The following is a 14,605-nucleotide window of genomic DNA, read 5'->3' on the forward strand; positions in this document are numbered from 1 at the left end:
ACCTCGCCTCCTCACTCCCCGCCCGCCGCTACTGCTTCGTAACCTCCGGCAAAGGCGCCGGCGGCGCGGTTTTGTTGATGACCGCGTCGATCATCGCCGCCACGGAAGCCTGGCTGTAGAAAGGATTGGCGGCGCCGCCCACCGGCATCGTTGCGAGCCAGGCGTCCAGGTCTTTCCCATCGATACGTACCAGCGGCACCTCGACGAACTTCGGCACTTGCTTGCCCGCCAGGATCTGCTGGGCCACCCAGAAACCCACCTGGGAGACGCTCGGTGAGGCGGAAACCGAGACGGTCTCGTAGCCATTGGCATCGCGCTCCTGTTTCCACAGGGCGAGTTCGTCCTGACGGTTCCCCATCACGATGATCGGTAAAGGGCGTCCCGCCGCCTTGAACGCCATGGCCGCGCCATAACCGTCGCCCCCTTGAGTAGCGACCGCATCGATGGTGGGCAGCGACGGCAGCGCCAGCGCCACCTCCTTGCGTGCCACGGAAGCCGTCCAGTTGCCGTACACGGTCTTGGCGAATTTCAGGCCCGGATAGTCGCTGGCGGCCTTGCGAATGCCGTCGCTGATGTTTTGATCGGTGGCATCGCCGGCAATGCCACGGATTTCCAGCAGCGTTCCCTTGCCCTTGAGGCGCTCGGCGATATAGTCCACTTCCACGCGGCCCATGGCAGACCAGTTGTAGTCCACGGTATAGACACAGCTTTCGGTGACCAGGCTGGCCATGACGACCACCACGATGCCGGCGTTGCAAGCATCGCGGATCACCCCGTTGAGGGCCGTGTCGGACGCGGCCAGGACGACGATGGCGTTCACGCCCTTGACGATCATCTCCTGGATATGGGCCGCTTGTTCCGACGCCGAGTTATTCGCGCTGACCACCGGGGCCTCCCGGATCAAGCCATCCTTTTGCGCCTGGGCCGCAATCTCCTGCCAGTTGCGCACCATCACCTTGCGAAAATCGCTGCCCGCGTAGGAGTTGCTGAAGGCAATGCTATAGCTTGCGGTAGGGCCGCTGGCGATACCGTCGGCAGCTTGGGCTGGATGGGCGGCAACCATCGCCAACCCGGTCACGCAGCCGGCGACGTGCCACAGGATTTTGCGGATCGGTTCAGTGTTCATGCGGTTCTCCATCACGCTTGGGATTGACGCTCGGCTCATCGACGTCTTTGCTCATCGGATAGCCAAGGACATTGTTGATACGGTGGAAACGATCGAGCCCAAGAAACATCACCGCCCATTGTTCGTCGGGGCGACTGGACAGGAAAATCGACGGAGTGAAACGGTCGCCGGGCAAGGCGCCATGAGGCAGTTCGGTCAGTGAGTCGTATTTGATCCGCTGGGAAATTCTCAGTGGCGCCTGCGCGCCTGCCTCATTTCCGAGCTCAATGCAGAGCGTTTGGTGCGTCGCATTCCGTGCCATTTGCCATTTCCAAGTCAAGGCATCGACCATCTGGAGGTTGTCCAGAGCAATGAAGGGCATATTCAGGTTACGGGTCTGCTCATACGGCCATTGCGATAGTAGAACCGGGCATAAAGAAATGAAGACATACGGACTCCTTTCCTTGGTGGCTGACGATTGAAACCAATGCACTACCTGCTGTGGCCATCAGCATAGTCTCAACGTGCCCGCTTCGCGCGCGGCCATGGAGGATTTCAGTCAACTGAACGACCGACAAGGCCATTGCGGCTATGATGCTCTATCATGAGCTAGCGCTCATGTTACGCATTTCTGATGACTCGCCGAGACGCCCTGTACATGAGAGATCTGCCGCCAACCGCCACACTGCGTGCCTTTGAAGTCGCCACCCGGCACGCGACCTTTACCTCTGCCGCGAATGAGCTGCATGTCACTCAAAGCGCGGTCAGTCACCAGCTCAAGCATCTCGAAGAGCTCTGGGGATTGCAGTTGTTCGAACGTGGCAAGTCGTTGAGCCTCACCGCAGCGGGGGCTACGCTGGCGCCCATCGTGCGGGAATTCTTCATGAGCCTGGAGGCGACCCTGGCCGATCTTCGAGAGCAGAAAGGCAGAGTCCGACTCGAAGTCAGCACCACGTACTCCTTCGCGCTGAAATGGCTGCTGCCACGCTTGCCGAGCCTCTCCCGGCAACATCCCGAGCTACTGGTCTCACTGGACACCACGGACAAGATCATCCATTTCTCCAGCGCCCAGGCCGATGTCGCGATCCGGCTCGGCAAGGGCAGTTACCCAGGCCTGTATTCAGAGTTTCTGTTCGGCGAGCAGGTGTTTCCGGTGGCAAGTCCCGATCTGCTGCAGCGATTCGGGACACCGCGCAGCCCTGCCGAACTGCTGCATTACCCACTGCTGACCCGTGATGGCGCCGAGCTGGTGCCGAAATGGGAGGCCTGGTTTGAAAAAGTCGGGCTGGAGTTTTTGCCGCTCAAGGAAAGCGTCCGGTTTGGGGACACCAACATGACGGTCGAGGCTGCCCTGCTCGGCCAGGGTGTCGCCCTGGTACGCAGCGGGCATGTTGAAACCGAAATCAGCGACGGTCGCCTGGTGAGGCTCTTCGATGTGTCGTTCCCCTCCCCCCTTGCCTACTACTTCGTCTGCCCGAAAGGCAGCGAATCGCAGCCGCACATCGTCAGCTTTCGCCAATGGTTGACCAGCGAGGCGCTGAAAGTCCAACGAGCTTACGGATAATGCATGAGGATTCACTCATGAAACGATGAGGAGACTTCGCTGTAGTCCGGGCAGCCGGGCTGCATAAAATGGCGCATGCCTATCCATATCACCTTGCTGGTTCTTTTCGCCGCGCTCCTGCATGCCAGTTGGAATGCGCTACTGCGTGGCGGCACCGATCGACTGTGGTCGATGACGATCATGTGCATCGCCATCGCTATCGCCAGTATTGTCGCCGCGGTGTTCATGGAGCCACCGGCAGTTGCCAGTTGGGGCTATGGGTTGCTTTCGGCGTTGCTGCATGTCGGCTACAACCTGTTCCTGGTGCGCAGCTACCGGGTCGGCGACCTGGGACAGACCTATCCGGTTTCGCGTGGATCGTCACCCGTCTTGATCACCCTGGGCGCCGCGGCCTTTGCCGGGGAAAGCATTGCTCCCGGTGCGCTACTGGGTATCGCGCTGGTATCAGGCGCAATCATTTCGTTGGCCTTCAGGGGACGCAACCTGTCGGTGCCCAGCCTGCCCTATGCCCTGGGAACCGGCTGCTTCATCGCCGCCTACAGCGTCACCGACGGCATTGGCACCAGACTCTCCGGCGCGCCACTGGCCTATACGGTGTGGATGTGCGCCTTGTGGGGCGCGTTGATGCCAGCGGTGTACATCGGCCTGCGCGACGCCCGCAGCTTATTCTCTTTCCGGCCCGGCACATTGACCGCCGTGGTCGGTGGATTGGTCTCCTTGCTGGCCTATGGAATCGTCATCTATGCCATGAACGAAGCCCCCTTGGGCGCGGTATCGGCATTGCGCGAAACCAGCGTGCTGTTCGCCGCGTTGATTGGCTACGCGTTCCTCGGCGAGACACTCACCACTCGCCGAGTCGTGGCGTGCGCAGTGATCGTCAGCGGCACTCTCTTGATTGGCTGATACACCCGCTTTCTCACCGTTACAGGAGGTACCCTCGATGAATAACGTCTCCCAGGCACCGTTGATTCTGATCACTGGTGGCGGTCGCGGAGTGGGCGCCGCCACCGCACGGCTCGCCGCAGCCCAAGGCTATGACGTCGCGATCAGCTACATTGCCCATGAGTCCTCCGCGCTGGCGGTGGCGGCGGATGTGGAGGCGTTGGGCCGTCGGGCGCTGGTCATGCGGGCCGACAGTGCGGACCCCGGACAGGTCGCCGATCTGTTCGCGGCCATCGACCGCTCATTTGGCCGTATCGACGTACTGGTCAATAACGCCGGGGTACTGGCCGTGCAGTCGCGCCTGGAAGACCTCGGCTTCGAACGCATGCAGCGCATCTTCGCGGTCAACTCCATCGGTCCGATGCTCTGTGCCCAACAGGCGGTGAAACGCATGTCCTACCGGCACAACGGTCCGGGCGGGGTGGTGATCAATGTCTCTTCGGCGTCGGCGCGCCTCGGCAGCCCCAACGAATATATCGACTACGCGGCGTCCAAAGGAGCCCTGGAGACGTTCACCATCGGCCTGGCCAAAGAGGTGGCCCGCGAAGGAATACGCGTCAACGGTATTCGCCCCGGTCACATCTACACCGAAATGCATGCCAGCGGCGGTGAACCGGGGCGTGTCGACCGTATCAAGGACACAATCCCCATGGGCCGGGGTGGCCAGCCGGAGGAAGTGGCCCAGGCCATTCTATGGCTGGCCAGCGCGCAGGCATCATTCGTTACCGGGACATTCCTCGACGTGACCGGGGGCAAATGAGTCGGCGGGCTGGATCAGTGTGCTAGCTCCCCCTGCAAAGAAGAGGTTTAAGCTAGGCGCAAGCATCAAACGCCCCAGAGTCACAACCGAGCAACTAAAACAGCCGGTTGTGATGGGAAAAAGCCAATTACCGTAACCTGCACCGCAATCGAATAGTTGATACAAGGACGCTGATCCGTGCACCTGAACCGTTGGAGCTTTACCCTATTGGCATGCCTGCTGTCTCAGTCGGGTATGGCCAACACGCTGCAGATTGATCCTCGTGGTGAAAGCCTTTACCAACAGGCCATTCCATTCCTGCAACAAGCGGATAGCAAGCTTGAGGCGGTCACTGCTGAGACACCGACGACAAGCGCAGAGGAAAAGAAGCGCTCCTTGGCCCTGGCGGAAGAAGGAGGAATGCTACTCAAGCCGGCATTTGCTCTGCTTGAACAAGCCGCAGCCCTTGATCATCCCATAGCCCAGTATCGCCTCGGACTCATCTACGTGATGTTATCTCCGAGCGAAGTGATTACAGAGAAGGCATGTCCCTTGTTCGAACGAAGCCTTGCTCAAGGCTTCGCTCCACCGGCCCTTCAAATTGCATACTGGTGCCTGGCGTTCACTGACACGCCTCAGTACGAAACGACATTGCTGGCCTTGGAGACCAGCATGCCACTGTACGAAAAATACTTTCCGCAGCCTGTTGTCAGGCTTGAGTGCAGACCTGAGGAACCTGTTGGCTTCGCCATGCAGTGGGGCGGCAGCCGTGATTACCAGGCGGAAATCTACCGACTGCTGGGTGAAAAGAATCGCGCGAAACGGTCGGAGTACTACCAGAAGGCGCTGGATATCAATGACTGCTACAGGGTCAAACGGCGCATGGCTCGACCTTTATCGTCGGGGGCTCACCCCCCATCGATAACCAGCACATCACCTTCATGACACTTGGCAACAAGGCCAGGGATCGCAGAAGGCGGAAACAGGCATATAGCGGAGAACAGTCCCATGACCTCGAACCTTGCAACCCTCTATAGCGACTACATTGCCTGCCTGAATGCACAGGACTGGGAAAACCTGGGGCATTTCGTGCACCTGGATGTGGTTCATAACGCGAGACGGTTAGGCCTGCACGGCTATCGAAGCATGTTGGAAGCGAACTACCGGGATATTCCTGACTTGCGCTTTGAAATCGAGTTTGTGCTGATCGAGCCACCAAAATTGGCGGCTCGCCTGGCATTCAATTGCACGCCGACGGGGGAGTTCCTGGGCCTTGCCGTCAATGGGGCACGGATCTCCTTCGCGGAAAACGTCTTCTACGCGTTCGAGGACGGCAGGATCCGCGAGGTCTGGTCGGTCATCGACAAGGACGCGATCGAAGCTCAACTCCAATTTCAAGCAGCGCTCAAAACAGCGCATCCAACACCCGGTAATAGCTGATCCCGGCAGCAATACACACTGACCGAGATCGACGACATCATCGAGCAGATCGAGATCACGCGGCGCAGGGGTTACGCCATAAACAAGGAAGAGCTGTTCCTGGGCGACATGTCCATTGCCGCGCCAATCATAGGCAGCCAGGGTTTGCCGGTGGCGGCAGTGCATGTAGTCGTGCCCAGCAGTCGCTGGACCATGGAGGAAGCCGAACGCAAGCTGGCGCCCGCGGTTATCGAATGCGCGCGGGCGATTCGCTCGTCAATACGAACCCTGTAGCCGATCTACTTTTGCGACAGCCTGAATGCGGGCATGCGGGTCGTGATCGGCATCGTTAAGGGCATCGGCTTTTCGGGGATGCTCATGGGGCACGCCGCGATCACAATTATCGTGGGGCGCTTTGGCCTGGAGTCGCTGATGTACTTCCCGCTCATTCTGCTGGGCCTGCTGGCGGTGTTCGGCCCGATGCTGGTTCGCACGGGTACGCCAAAGACCCAACCGCTGACGCAGAAACTGCCGGCTCTTTGAATCCGCATGTGTGAACTGGCTATTGGCAATGCGGCATTCGGCTCAAGCAGGATTGGAAACAGCGAGTTTGAGCCCAAACGCGACAAAAACACCGACCGAGAGCCGATCAAGTGCCTTCAGGGCCGCCGGCCGCTTCAGGAAACTGCTCAACGGCACCGTAGCCGCTACCAGGATGCCGAACCAGGCCAGTGTCAACAGCACGTGTAACGCCGCGAGGAAGAAGGAGTAGCTGGCAACGCTCGAACCACTCGGGACGAACTGGGGGAGAAAAGTGACGTAGAAGACACCTATTTTGGGGTTCAGCAGGTTAGTCAATAAACCGCGGATAAAGGCGTCACGTGCAGTGACAGCCATGTTCTCGTTCCCCTGCCCTTGCAGAGTTGTCCTAGGTCGCAGCAGCAGTTTGATACCCAACCAAACGAGATAAGCTGCGCCGACAATTTTCAGCACTAGGTAAGCCCACTCCGAAGCTTGCAACAGGGCGCCGAGCCCCAGTGACACCGCCGCTCCCCACACCAGGCACCCGAGCGCAATACCGATAGAGGCCATCAACGCCGAGCGTCGACCACCGGTCGCTGTAGCGCGAAGAACCATGGCAGTGTCCACGCCGGGGGTAACAGTGAGCACTGACGCAGCAGCGATGAAGGCTAGCAGCAGGGGTAAGTCGCTCATTTGGGTTTCCATGGCAGTAGGCCGCTCGTACGGCTACCCACTCTAATTAGCCACTTGAAGTTTGGTCAAACGTTCTGTGTAGCCCGTCGGCCAAGGACCTGTGGCACCGAAACCTGCGAACGCGAACGCCGGCAACAGCCCGAGTCTGGGCAATAAGGCGCTAACGAGTTCGCGTTGACGAGCAAGACTGTTCTCCAAAAATCAAATGCATTTGTGGGCGATGGTGATCACCACCGTCGACGTCCTAGGCAAAAGATCAGGACATGGTTTTCTTGTCTACCCCTGAAGCTCCCAGCGGGTTCAAACTCCACCTGTTTGCGCGGATGTTGAGTGGCCTTGACATGTCCGATCGTGGAAACAGCCGTGGCGCACTCAACAGCAGGTTTCGATCTCGACCTCGCAACCTCCGAGGCCAGGTCTCTTGCGCCTTAAGACTAAAACCTGTGTGGTCTCACACTCTCCACTCCGCTATGAGGCTCAAGCCAATTCGGCTAAAGATGCCGGATTGAAGCCTTTCAGATCTGCGTAATCGCCACTTTCCACTTTGGCGACCCAATCCTTGTCACTCAACAGGACACGCCCTACAGCGATCAGATCAAACTCTTCGCGCTCCATACGCTCGACGAGGCGGTCCAAGCTTGCAGGGGCTGAGCCCTTGCCGGCGAAGGCGTTAGTGACATCGTTATCCAGCCCAACCGAACCGACGCTAATGGTTGTGGCTCCAGTGACTTTTTTCGCCCAGCCCGCGCAGCTCAGCCCGTTCTCACCATCAATTTCGGGAAACTCAGGATCCCAGAAGCGTCGCTGCGAGCAATGCAGAACATCGACACCCGCCTCAACCAATGGCAGCAGCCAGTCTTCCATCAGTGCTGGGGTCTGGGCGAGACGCACACCAAAGTCCTGCTGCTTCCATTGACTGACGCGCATGATGATAGGGAATTCGGGCCCGACCGCATGACGAACTGCAGACACGATCTCGGCGGCGAAGCGGGAGCGCTCTTTGATCGTTGGTCCGCCATAACGATCAGTACGCCGATTGGTGCCGGCCCAGAAGAACTGATCGATCAAATAACCATGAGCCCCATGGATCTCGACCGTATCGAAACCCAGCCGCTTGGCATCCGCCGCTGCCCTGGCAAAAGCAGCGACTGTGTCTGCAATATCCTCTTCGCTCATCGCCACGCCGCGCGGCTCGTTTGGCGAATCGAGGCCAGATGGGCTTTCAACCGGTGCATCAGGCTCCCAGCCGCTGACATCACGCACTGCGCCGGTGTGCCAGAGTTGCGGCCCCATACGGCCCCCAGCATTGTGAACAGAATCGATCACGTTCTTCCATCCAGCTAACGCTGCTTCACCGTGGAAAAAAGGAATGCCAGAACCGTTACGTGAAGCGGGACGATCGATGACGGTCCCTTCTGACAAAATCAACCCGACCCGCCCCTCAGCCCGCCGCCGGTAGTATGCGGCGCTCCCTTCACCGGGGATGCCCTGCGGCGAAAATTGTCTGGTCATCGGCGACATGACAATCCGGTTTTTCAGTTCAAGCGACCGGATCGAAAAAGGACGAAATAGTATGCTGGTATCAGGGTTTGACATGGGGTGGACTCCGTTTGCTTTTGGAAGCCATATAAGTATATTTTGTAAATCAAATGTCAATTAGGCACCTAGAGTCGCCTAGGTATATATGAGGAAACTTCGATGCTGGAATTAAAGCCGCAATGTTTCTCGTCGGAATGCCCAAGCCGGGCGCTGTTCGACCAGATCGCAGATAAGTGGTCAATGATGGTATTGGCGGTGCTTGATGATGGCCCGCACCGCTTTAATGCCATCAAACGCCGCCTGGAGGGCGTCACTCAGAAGGCACTGACACAGTGCCTGCGGCGGCTGGAGCGAAATGGCCTCGTCTCGCGTAAGGTCATCTCATTCTCGCCTGTGGCAGTGCAGTATGAGATCACCCCACTTGGTCAAACTCTGCAGCAGCCATTTCGCGAATTGCATAAATGGACGCTCGACAAATTGCCTGAGGTTGAAGCGGCCCGGTTGAAGTTTGACGAGGCCGCAGAGGTAAACCTGACGGTGTGATTCTCTTGGTTGACTCGCCGATGCTGTCATGCCCGTCTGCAGTTAAAAATTGCAGCAACTAGATATAACTTGGCGAGATCTAGCTCCACGGGGGGACAGCGCTTACCCACGAGCTACAGCTTATAATTCAATGTCATCAGTGCATTACGCGGCGCCCCATAACTGACAGTGTCGAAATCTCCTTTCTGCGTTGCATATTTTTTATCGAACACATTATTAACATTGATTGATACATCCATGTTCCTGGTCAGTTCATAACGCGCCATCAGTGACGTCAACGCATAGGGATCTTGTTCCGCCACCCTTGTGCTGGTACTGCTGCTTAAGAAGCGGCTTTGCCATTTGACGCCTGCGCCCAGCGTTAGCTTATCCAACACTCCAGGTAATTTATACGTAGTGAACATCTGAGCGGTAGTGCGTGGAACCTGTGCATTAAGCCTGGCGCCGCTGCCATCTTTGGCTGTGAAAGCGGCGAAGCCGGCATAGATGTTCCAATTGGAAGAAACTTCACCCTGCATGTCAAACTCGATCCCGCGGGACTTGGTGCCATCAACACCTTTGTAAGCCTGAGCACCGCCTGGCGTAAGAAGATTGCCATCTACTTGTGCAGCATTGTCCAATTCGGTGTCAAACAATGCGACAGACGCATTTAGGCGCCCCTCCAGGTATTCAGCCTTGAGGCCAATCTCTTTCGTCTTACCTTCAGTAGGCGTGAGGACGTTGCCATTGCTATCTCGGAACGATGTTTGCGGGTTATATATGCCGGTATAGCTGATGTATACGGAATACGTGCTATTAATGTCGTATATCAAACCTGCATAAGGCGTAAACTCATTGCTTTTCTTATAATTGAACGGTGCTCCGCCTGCGGTCTCGTCAATCTCGTACCGGCTGAACCGCCCGCCGACAATCAGCTTCAATGGATCGGCCAGAGAGAATCTTGCAGTGCTGTAGAAGCCGCGCTGTTTAACCTCGGTATTCGTCGGCATGGACGTCATTGCATCAAAGTCGGGTTTGGGGAAATGACTATTCCAATCGTAGATATTGCCGGGGGTGAAGCCCAGAATAAAAGGACTGACATCGTCTCTATTCGAGGTATATCGGGAGCTCATGCCGCCCACTACCAGGTCATGTTGGCGCCCCATTAAATCAAACGGACCGCTCGCCATTACATCGAAGGTGTTTTGACGGCTTTTCCCTTCGCCAGCCAATGCACTCGGATAAGTGCCATTGGGGAAGGTGCCCAATCCAGTATCCTGATCGGGTGTACCGAAACCTCCCATTAACTGGGAGTCATACTTAGTACGATACTGGTTTACGACACCCTGGATCTTCCAACCGTTATCAAACCTTTGTTCAAGTTCGGCAAAAACAGTTTGCCGAGTACTGTCCCAACGGTTCCAGTCCGCGGCCATGGATTTGGAACGCGACCATTGTGCCTCTGAGCCATTGCTGAACCATAGAGGAACACCGCCCCAAGTAGGTCGTTTAGGGGAACTGTTCTGATAGTCGTACCCTATATCCAAGGTGGTGTCTTCGGTGAGCTCTGCTTCAATGATCCCGTAGAACGCTTGCTTTTGTGTTTGATAACCATCGATGTAGGAGTGACCATCGTTATTGACTCCCACCATACGTGCTCGGACACGACCGTCTGTTGTCAGCGGCACGGAAATATCCCCCATCTCCCGAAAATTGTCCCATGACCCCGCACTGATAGAGGTTGAGGCCGAAAACTCTGGTGTTGGTCTTTTGCGCACCAGGTTGACCGCAGCAGACGGATTGCCCGTGCCAGTGAGAAGTCCGTTCGCTCCGCGCACAATTTCGACCCGGTCGTAAAATGCGGTTTCCAGGTCACTGATACCACTGCCGTTTATGACGTCGCCGATGACGGCCGGTATGCCGTCATACTGGATGTTGTCGATCAGAAAGCCTCGGGAATAAAAACTCGTGCGCTGGCTATCAGATTGGTAAGACGAGATGCCGGTCGTGTTCTCCAGCACCCCCTGGACTGAATCCAGTTTTTGATCGTCCATGCGCTGACGCGTTACCACGGAAATTGATTGCGGCGTCTCCCGCAGCGTCAACGGTAAGCGAGTTGCGGCCGTGGTCTGGCCGGTGGTGTAAAGCCCAGTCCCTTCCGTCGTGGTGGCATCGGGTGTTCCTGTCGCGCTTATCGTCACCGATGGGAGGATCATCGTGCCCTGAGACGGTGTGCTCTCGTCAGCTTCAGTAATGTCCTGCGCCATCACACAACTCGAACTACCTAAAAACACAAGCAGCGCTGCAGCAACTGGTTTTTTCACCAGACGCTGAGGCACGCAGTGGCGCCTCCCACCGCAGTAAGTCAACGAAATCCACATCAGCCATTCCTTATCAATAAAAAACAGACAGCGGCCGACCGTCGAGAGACGAATTTGAGGGAAGGCCGAGAACTCACCCGGAACCAGACCGGAGAACGGAAGTGACAAATCAATCTCAGATGAAACTGATTAGCATTCGTTGTCGCGCAATCTAGCAACAAGCAGTCATTGCCAGATATCGAGGTATGGCCAGATTATTTTCCAGTTCAGCCAATGTTCGCGATGGGTCGTTTTCTGGCCGGAATTGAGCGTAACCGCCGTCAACTTTGACTTTGATTAGGAATGAGGGAGGTATGTTTGCGGTATCGTTCTACGATGCCTTGGGAGGGGCGGATCGCAATACAGCACCAGAAACGATAGGGCCGATTAGCCGCCATTCACGTCATCAAGGAAACAGGATCGACGCCACGTGCGAGGAGTCACCAGCGATGGGAGCACTGGCTGAGCGGGCGGAAAGATACTGCACAGGCGGTTTGCCTACGGTTTTGCGGAACATCGTGATAAAGCCGCTGGGTCCCTCATAACCGAGCTCCAATGCAACCGTTTGAACGCTCTCTCCTTTGGCCATGCGCTGCAGTGACAGAATCACATGCAACTGCCGACGCCAACGCCCAAAACTCATCCCTATTTCCTGCAGTAACAGCCGACTCATGCTGCGCTCACTCATACCGATGCGAGTGGCCCAATCGTGCACCGAAACCTTAACCGCAGGGTCGGCCAAGAGCATTTCGGCGAGCCTGCGCAGACGCGTGTCGCGAGGCATCGGTAAATGAAGGTCCTGCACGGGGGCCGCCGACAATTCATCCAACAACGTTGCGATCAAGCGTTCTTCGCGCGCGCCAGTGACTGCGTTTCCCGAGAAGCTTGCCGTCTTCAGCAACAACTCACGCAGCAGCGGCGATACGCCAATCGTGCAGCAACCTCGCGGGAGATCCGGGGCGGCATCAGGTTCAACAAACAGGCAATAACATTCCGTTTCTCCGGAGCCACGTGCCGCATGTGACAAACCACCGGGTATCCAGACGGCGCATTGCGGTGGAACGATCCAGACGCCATCTTCTATTTCACAATTGAGGACACCGCGCACGGAGTAAAGCAGTTGCGCCTTACGATGTTGATGACTGGCCTGCTCCCAGTCCTTGCTGACCATCGAAGCGCTGAGTGCAACGACGGGCCGCGAAATGCTGTCGACGTCCCACTGGGTAAACATGTCTTTGTTAGCAGTGTTCGCCATAGCAGGTGTATGCCTTTCGCTAAGCCAAGGAAAAAAAAATCTGGCTGATTCGAACAATATTGTGGCCAGACTGTGCAATTACGCCGACCCGCTTACAGGGTATCCTGAAACTGCGAGACATCACAGAGGTTTGGCAACTCGTCGAAGGACTATAGAAATGCGTATAGATGCCACCCAATTTCCATTCGTTTGGCTGCAAAAGACCACACTGGGCGATAACCAAGAAAAATCACTTGCTGAGTTCGAAGCCCTGATTGCCCGCAATGAACCCTTCGTCCTCCTAAGCAGCGAAGGTCTGGATAAGGAGCAACCGGAACACTCACCAGACGAAATGAAACAAATGGCTCTGTGGATGAAGCGCCATAAAAGTGAGCTCAAGAAGTATGTCAAAGCCTCGATTCATATCGAATCAAATCTCACCAAACGTTTAGTGGGCAAAGCGTTCGCAGTCGTGTATGAAAAGTTTTGGGGCTACCCCATGCTCATCACAGCTACTGAAGATGAGGCCTTGGCGCTGGCCCAGAGATTATTGGAACCAGCGCTCATGAAAACCGGAGAGTTTTAGAACAGTGGCGGCGTACCCGAGCGCCGCCTGCTGATCAAGAAGTGCGATCGAAAAACGCTTTATAGCAGCGAGATGGGGTAATTAATAAAGATTCGGTTCTCATCAAACTCATTGGTACTGAAATCCCTGCGAATACTCGAATTTCGCCATCTAACGCTGAGATTTTTCAGCGCGCCGGACTGCACCACATAGGCCAGTTCCGATTCTCGGCCCCATTCTTTGCCATCGGTAATCGAACCTGTATGGACATTATCACCGCTGATATATCGGTTCATTAATGTCAGGCCCGGCACGCCGACGGCAGCAAAGTTGAAGTCATGGCGCAGTTGCCAGGATTTTTCCTTGGCGTTGTCATAGCTGGAGTTGTAACTGTCGTTGGCCAGGGTGCCGCCACTGGTGCCGTTGACGCGCATCCAGGCGTCATCACCGCCGACTTTCTGCAGGCCGACGTAGAACGTGTTGCCACCGTATTTGGCCGAGAGCATGGCGAACGCGGTCTTGTTGTCCAGGTCGCCGGCCAGCGCGCTGCCGTTTTCCTTGCCGGTGAAGTAGCCGAGGTTGGCACCCAGGGTCCAGTCGCCGATGGGTTGGCTGTGGGTCAGGTTGAAATACTGCTGCTGGTAGATGTCGGACAGTTCCGCATACCAGACGCCAACCTGAGTGCGCTTGTCGTTGAAGGCATATTCGCCGCCGCCGAAGTTGAAGCGGTCGGACGTGAAGGCGCCGCGGCCGTTCATCGACATGTCTTCCATGCTCGCGTCGTTGCGCGGGCTGTTGGCGTGGAATTGACCGCCGTACAGCGTCAGGCCGTTGATCTCGGTGGAGGTCACCTGGCCACCGCGGAAGGTTTGCGGCAGGGAGCGGCCATCGTCGGAGCGCAGGATTGGCAGCACCGGCATCCATTCACCGACCTTCAGCTCGGTCTTCGACACCTTGGCCTTGAGGGCGACGCCGAGGCGACCGAAATCGTCGGCCGGACGACCGTCATCATGCACGGGCAGCAATTGTGTGCCCGCAGTGCCGCGGCCGCCGTCGAGCTTGACCGAGTACGTGCCCAGCACATCCACACCAAAACCGACCACGCCCTGGGTGAAACCGGACTTGGCGTCGAGAATGAAGTTCTGGGTCCATTCCTCGGCTTTACCTTGGGCAGCGTTCGGGTTGGTGAAGTTACGATTGATGTAAGCATTGCGCAAATTGAGGGTGGCCTTGGCGCCATCGACAAAACCGCTATTCTGATCGGCTTGAACAGCCGCTGACGAACCCGCGCAGACCGCAAGAGTTAGACGGATCAGAGAGTGATGTGCAGGCACGCCGCGGGAAATAACAGGGTAGCGCATGATAATTTCTCACAATGAATTATTATTGTTTTTGTTGCGA

At 56.8% G+C, this 14,605-nt stretch carries 16 protein-coding genes; 9 read left to right on the top strand and 7 right to left on the bottom strand.

Going from position 1 to position 14,605, the window contains the following annotated elements:
• Positions 1 to 28 precede the first annotated feature (28 nt).
• Both PBDP_RS18200 and PBDP_RS18205 read right to left on the bottom strand, forming a co-directional pair.
• Positions 29 to 1,126 carry an ABC transporter substrate-binding protein gene (locus PBDP_RS18200; protein ID WP_212801106.1) on the bottom strand — a complete coding sequence of 366 codons (1,098 nt, stop codon included), beginning with the start codon at positions 1,124 to 1,126 and terminating at the stop codon, positions 29 to 31.
• Positions 1,116 to 1,487 carry a GGDEF domain-containing protein gene (locus PBDP_RS18205; RefSeq protein ID WP_109753314.1) on the bottom strand — a complete coding sequence of 124 codons (372 nt, stop codon included), beginning with the start codon at positions 1,485 to 1,487 and terminating at the stop codon, positions 1,116 to 1,118. The genes PBDP_RS18200 and PBDP_RS18205 overlap by 11 nt, the downstream gene beginning before the upstream one ends.
• A 276-nt stretch (positions 1,488 to 1,763) precedes the next feature.
• On the opposite strand from PBDP_RS18205, the gene gcvA reads away from it, so the two are divergent.
• The 7 genes from gcvA (at position 1,764) to PBDP_RS18240 (ending at position 6,312) form a co-directional block, all read left to right on the top strand.
• Positions 1,764 to 2,669, top strand: coding sequence for a transcriptional regulator GcvA (gene gcvA, locus PBDP_RS18210; RefSeq protein WP_109753390.1), 906 nt, complete (start codon positions 1,764 to 1,766; stop codon positions 2,667 to 2,669).
• Between the two features lie 75 nt (positions 2,670 to 2,744).
• Positions 2,745 to 3,572, top strand: coding sequence for an EamA family transporter (locus PBDP_RS18215; RefSeq protein WP_212801107.1), 828 nt, complete (start codon positions 2,745 to 2,747; stop codon positions 3,570 to 3,572).
• 37 nt (positions 3,573 to 3,609) lie between these two features.
• Positions 3,610 to 4,371, top strand: coding sequence for an SDR family oxidoreductase (locus PBDP_RS18220; protein WP_109753316.1), 762 nt, complete (start codon positions 3,610 to 3,612; stop codon positions 4,369 to 4,371).
• 177 nt (positions 4,372 to 4,548) lie between these two features.
• A complete protein-coding gene (locus PBDP_RS18225; protein WP_163858049.1) occupies positions 4,549 to 5,295 on the top strand; it encodes an SEL1-like repeat protein in 747 nt (248 codons plus the stop codon).
• 63 nt (positions 5,296 to 5,358) lie between these two features.
• On the top strand, positions 5,359 to 5,790 hold the full coding sequence (locus PBDP_RS18230) for an ester cyclase (protein ID WP_109753318.1): 432 nt from the start codon (positions 5,359 to 5,361) through the stop codon (positions 5,788 to 5,790).
• Positions 5,791 to 5,808: 18 nt separating this feature from the next.
• On the top strand, positions 5,809 to 6,063 hold the full coding sequence (locus PBDP_RS18235; RefSeq protein WP_256594254.1) for an IclR family transcriptional regulator domain-containing protein: 255 nt from the start codon (positions 5,809 to 5,811) through the stop codon (positions 6,061 to 6,063).
• Between the two features lie 33 nt (positions 6,064 to 6,096).
• A complete protein-coding gene (locus tag PBDP_RS18240; RefSeq protein ID WP_249411806.1) occupies positions 6,097 to 6,312 on the top strand; it encodes a hypothetical protein in 216 nt (71 codons plus the stop codon).
• A gap of 42 nt (positions 6,313 to 6,354) precedes the next feature.
• Here PBDP_RS18240 and PBDP_RS18245 read toward each other — a convergent pair whose 3' ends face one another.
• Entirely contained in the window at positions 6,355 to 6,984 is a 630-nt protein-coding gene (locus PBDP_RS18245) for a LysE family translocator (protein ID WP_109753319.1), read from the bottom strand.
• 477 nt (positions 6,985 to 7,461) lie between these two features.
• Positions 7,462 to 8,580, bottom strand: a complete 1,119-nt coding sequence (locus PBDP_RS18250; RefSeq protein WP_212801108.1) for an NADH:flavin oxidoreductase — start codon at positions 8,578 to 8,580, stop codon at positions 7,462 to 7,464.
• A gap of 102 nt (positions 8,581 to 8,682) precedes the next feature.
• Here PBDP_RS18250 and PBDP_RS18255 point away from each other — a divergent pair, with 102 nt between their 5' ends.
• Positions 8,683 to 9,066 carry a winged helix-turn-helix transcriptional regulator gene (locus PBDP_RS18255; RefSeq protein ID WP_109753321.1) on the top strand — a complete coding sequence of 128 codons (384 nt, stop codon included), beginning with the start codon at positions 8,683 to 8,685 and terminating at the stop codon, positions 9,064 to 9,066.
• A gap of 113 nt (positions 9,067 to 9,179) precedes the next feature.
• On the opposite strand, the gene PBDP_RS18260 is transcribed toward PBDP_RS18255, so the two are convergent.
• Together PBDP_RS18260 and PBDP_RS18265 are read right to left on the bottom strand one after the other, a co-directional pair.
• Entirely contained in the window at positions 9,180 to 11,534 is a 2,355-nt protein-coding gene (locus PBDP_RS18260; RefSeq protein ID WP_249411807.1) for a TonB-dependent siderophore receptor, read from the bottom strand.
• 277 nt (positions 11,535 to 11,811) lie between these two features.
• Positions 11,812 to 12,660 (bottom strand): AraC family transcriptional regulator, encoded by an 849-nt coding sequence (locus tag PBDP_RS18265; protein WP_109753323.1) that lies wholly within the window; start codon positions 12,658 to 12,660, stop codon positions 11,812 to 11,814.
• A 157-nt stretch (positions 12,661 to 12,817) separates the two neighbouring features.
• On the opposite strand from PBDP_RS18265, the gene PBDP_RS18270 reads away from it, so the two are divergent.
• Positions 12,818 to 13,225 carry a hypothetical protein gene (locus PBDP_RS18270; RefSeq protein WP_212801109.1) on the top strand — a complete coding sequence of 136 codons (408 nt, stop codon included), beginning with the start codon at positions 12,818 to 12,820 and terminating at the stop codon, positions 13,223 to 13,225.
• 59 nt (positions 13,226 to 13,284) lie between these two features.
• Here the strand turns inward: PBDP_RS18270 and PBDP_RS18275 are convergent, their stop codons facing one another.
• Positions 13,285 to 14,565: an OprD family porin gene (locus PBDP_RS18275; RefSeq protein ID WP_109753325.1), complete on the bottom strand. Its 1,281-nt coding sequence runs from the start codon at positions 14,563 to 14,565 to the stop codon at positions 13,285 to 13,287.
• Positions 14,566 to 14,605 lie beyond the last annotated feature (40 nt).

The organism is Pseudomonas sp. St290, assembly GCF_018325805.1.
GTDB lineage: Bacteria > Pseudomonadota > Gammaproteobacteria > Pseudomonadales > Pseudomonadaceae > Aquipseudomonas > Aquipseudomonas bijieensis.

What these genes read in the sequence shown, in the direction of transcription:
- PBDP_RS18200 (WP_212801106.1), bottom strand. Translation starts at nt 1,126, where the DNA reads ATGAACACTGAACCGATCCGCAAAATCCTGTGGCACGTCGCCGGCTGC.
- PBDP_RS18205 (WP_109753314.1), bottom strand. Translation starts at nt 1,487, where the DNA reads ATGCCCTTCATTGCTCTGGACAACCTCCAGATGGTCGATGCCTTGACT.
- gcvA (WP_109753390.1), top strand. Translation starts at nt 1,764, where the DNA reads ATGAGAGATCTGCCGCCAACCGCCACACTGCGTGCCTTTGAAGTCGCC.
- PBDP_RS18215 (WP_212801107.1), top strand. Translation starts at nt 2,745, where the DNA reads ATGCCTATCCATATCACCTTGCTGGTTCTTTTCGCCGCGCTCCTGCAT.
- PBDP_RS18220 (WP_109753316.1), top strand. Translation starts at nt 3,610, where the DNA reads ATGAATAACGTCTCCCAGGCACCGTTGATTCTGATCACTGGTGGCGGT.
- PBDP_RS18230 (WP_109753318.1), top strand. Translation starts at nt 5,359, where the DNA reads ATGACCTCGAACCTTGCAACCCTCTATAGCGACTACATTGCCTGCCTG.
- PBDP_RS18240 (WP_249411806.1), top strand. Translation starts at nt 6,097, where the DNA reads ATGCGGGTCGTGATCGGCATCGTTAAGGGCATCGGCTTTTCGGGGATG.
- PBDP_RS18245 (WP_109753319.1), bottom strand. Translation starts at nt 6,984, where the DNA reads ATGAGCGACTTACCCCTGCTGCTAGCCTTCATCGCTGCTGCGTCAGTG.
- PBDP_RS18250 (WP_212801108.1), bottom strand. Translation starts at nt 8,580, where the DNA reads ATGTCAAACCCTGATACCAGCATACTATTTCGTCCTTTTTCGATCCGG.
- PBDP_RS18255 (WP_109753321.1), top strand. Translation starts at nt 8,683, where the DNA reads ATGCTGGAATTAAAGCCGCAATGTTTCTCGTCGGAATGCCCAAGCCGG.
- PBDP_RS18265 (WP_109753323.1), bottom strand. Translation starts at nt 12,660, where the DNA reads ATGGCGAACACTGCTAACAAAGACATGTTTACCCAGTGGGACGTCGAC.
- PBDP_RS18270 (WP_212801109.1), top strand. Translation starts at nt 12,818, where the DNA reads ATGCGTATAGATGCCACCCAATTTCCATTCGTTTGGCTGCAAAAGACC.
- PBDP_RS18275 (WP_109753325.1), bottom strand. Translation starts at nt 14,565, where the DNA reads ATGCGCTACCCTGTTATTTCCCGCGGCGTGCCTGCACATCACTCTCTG.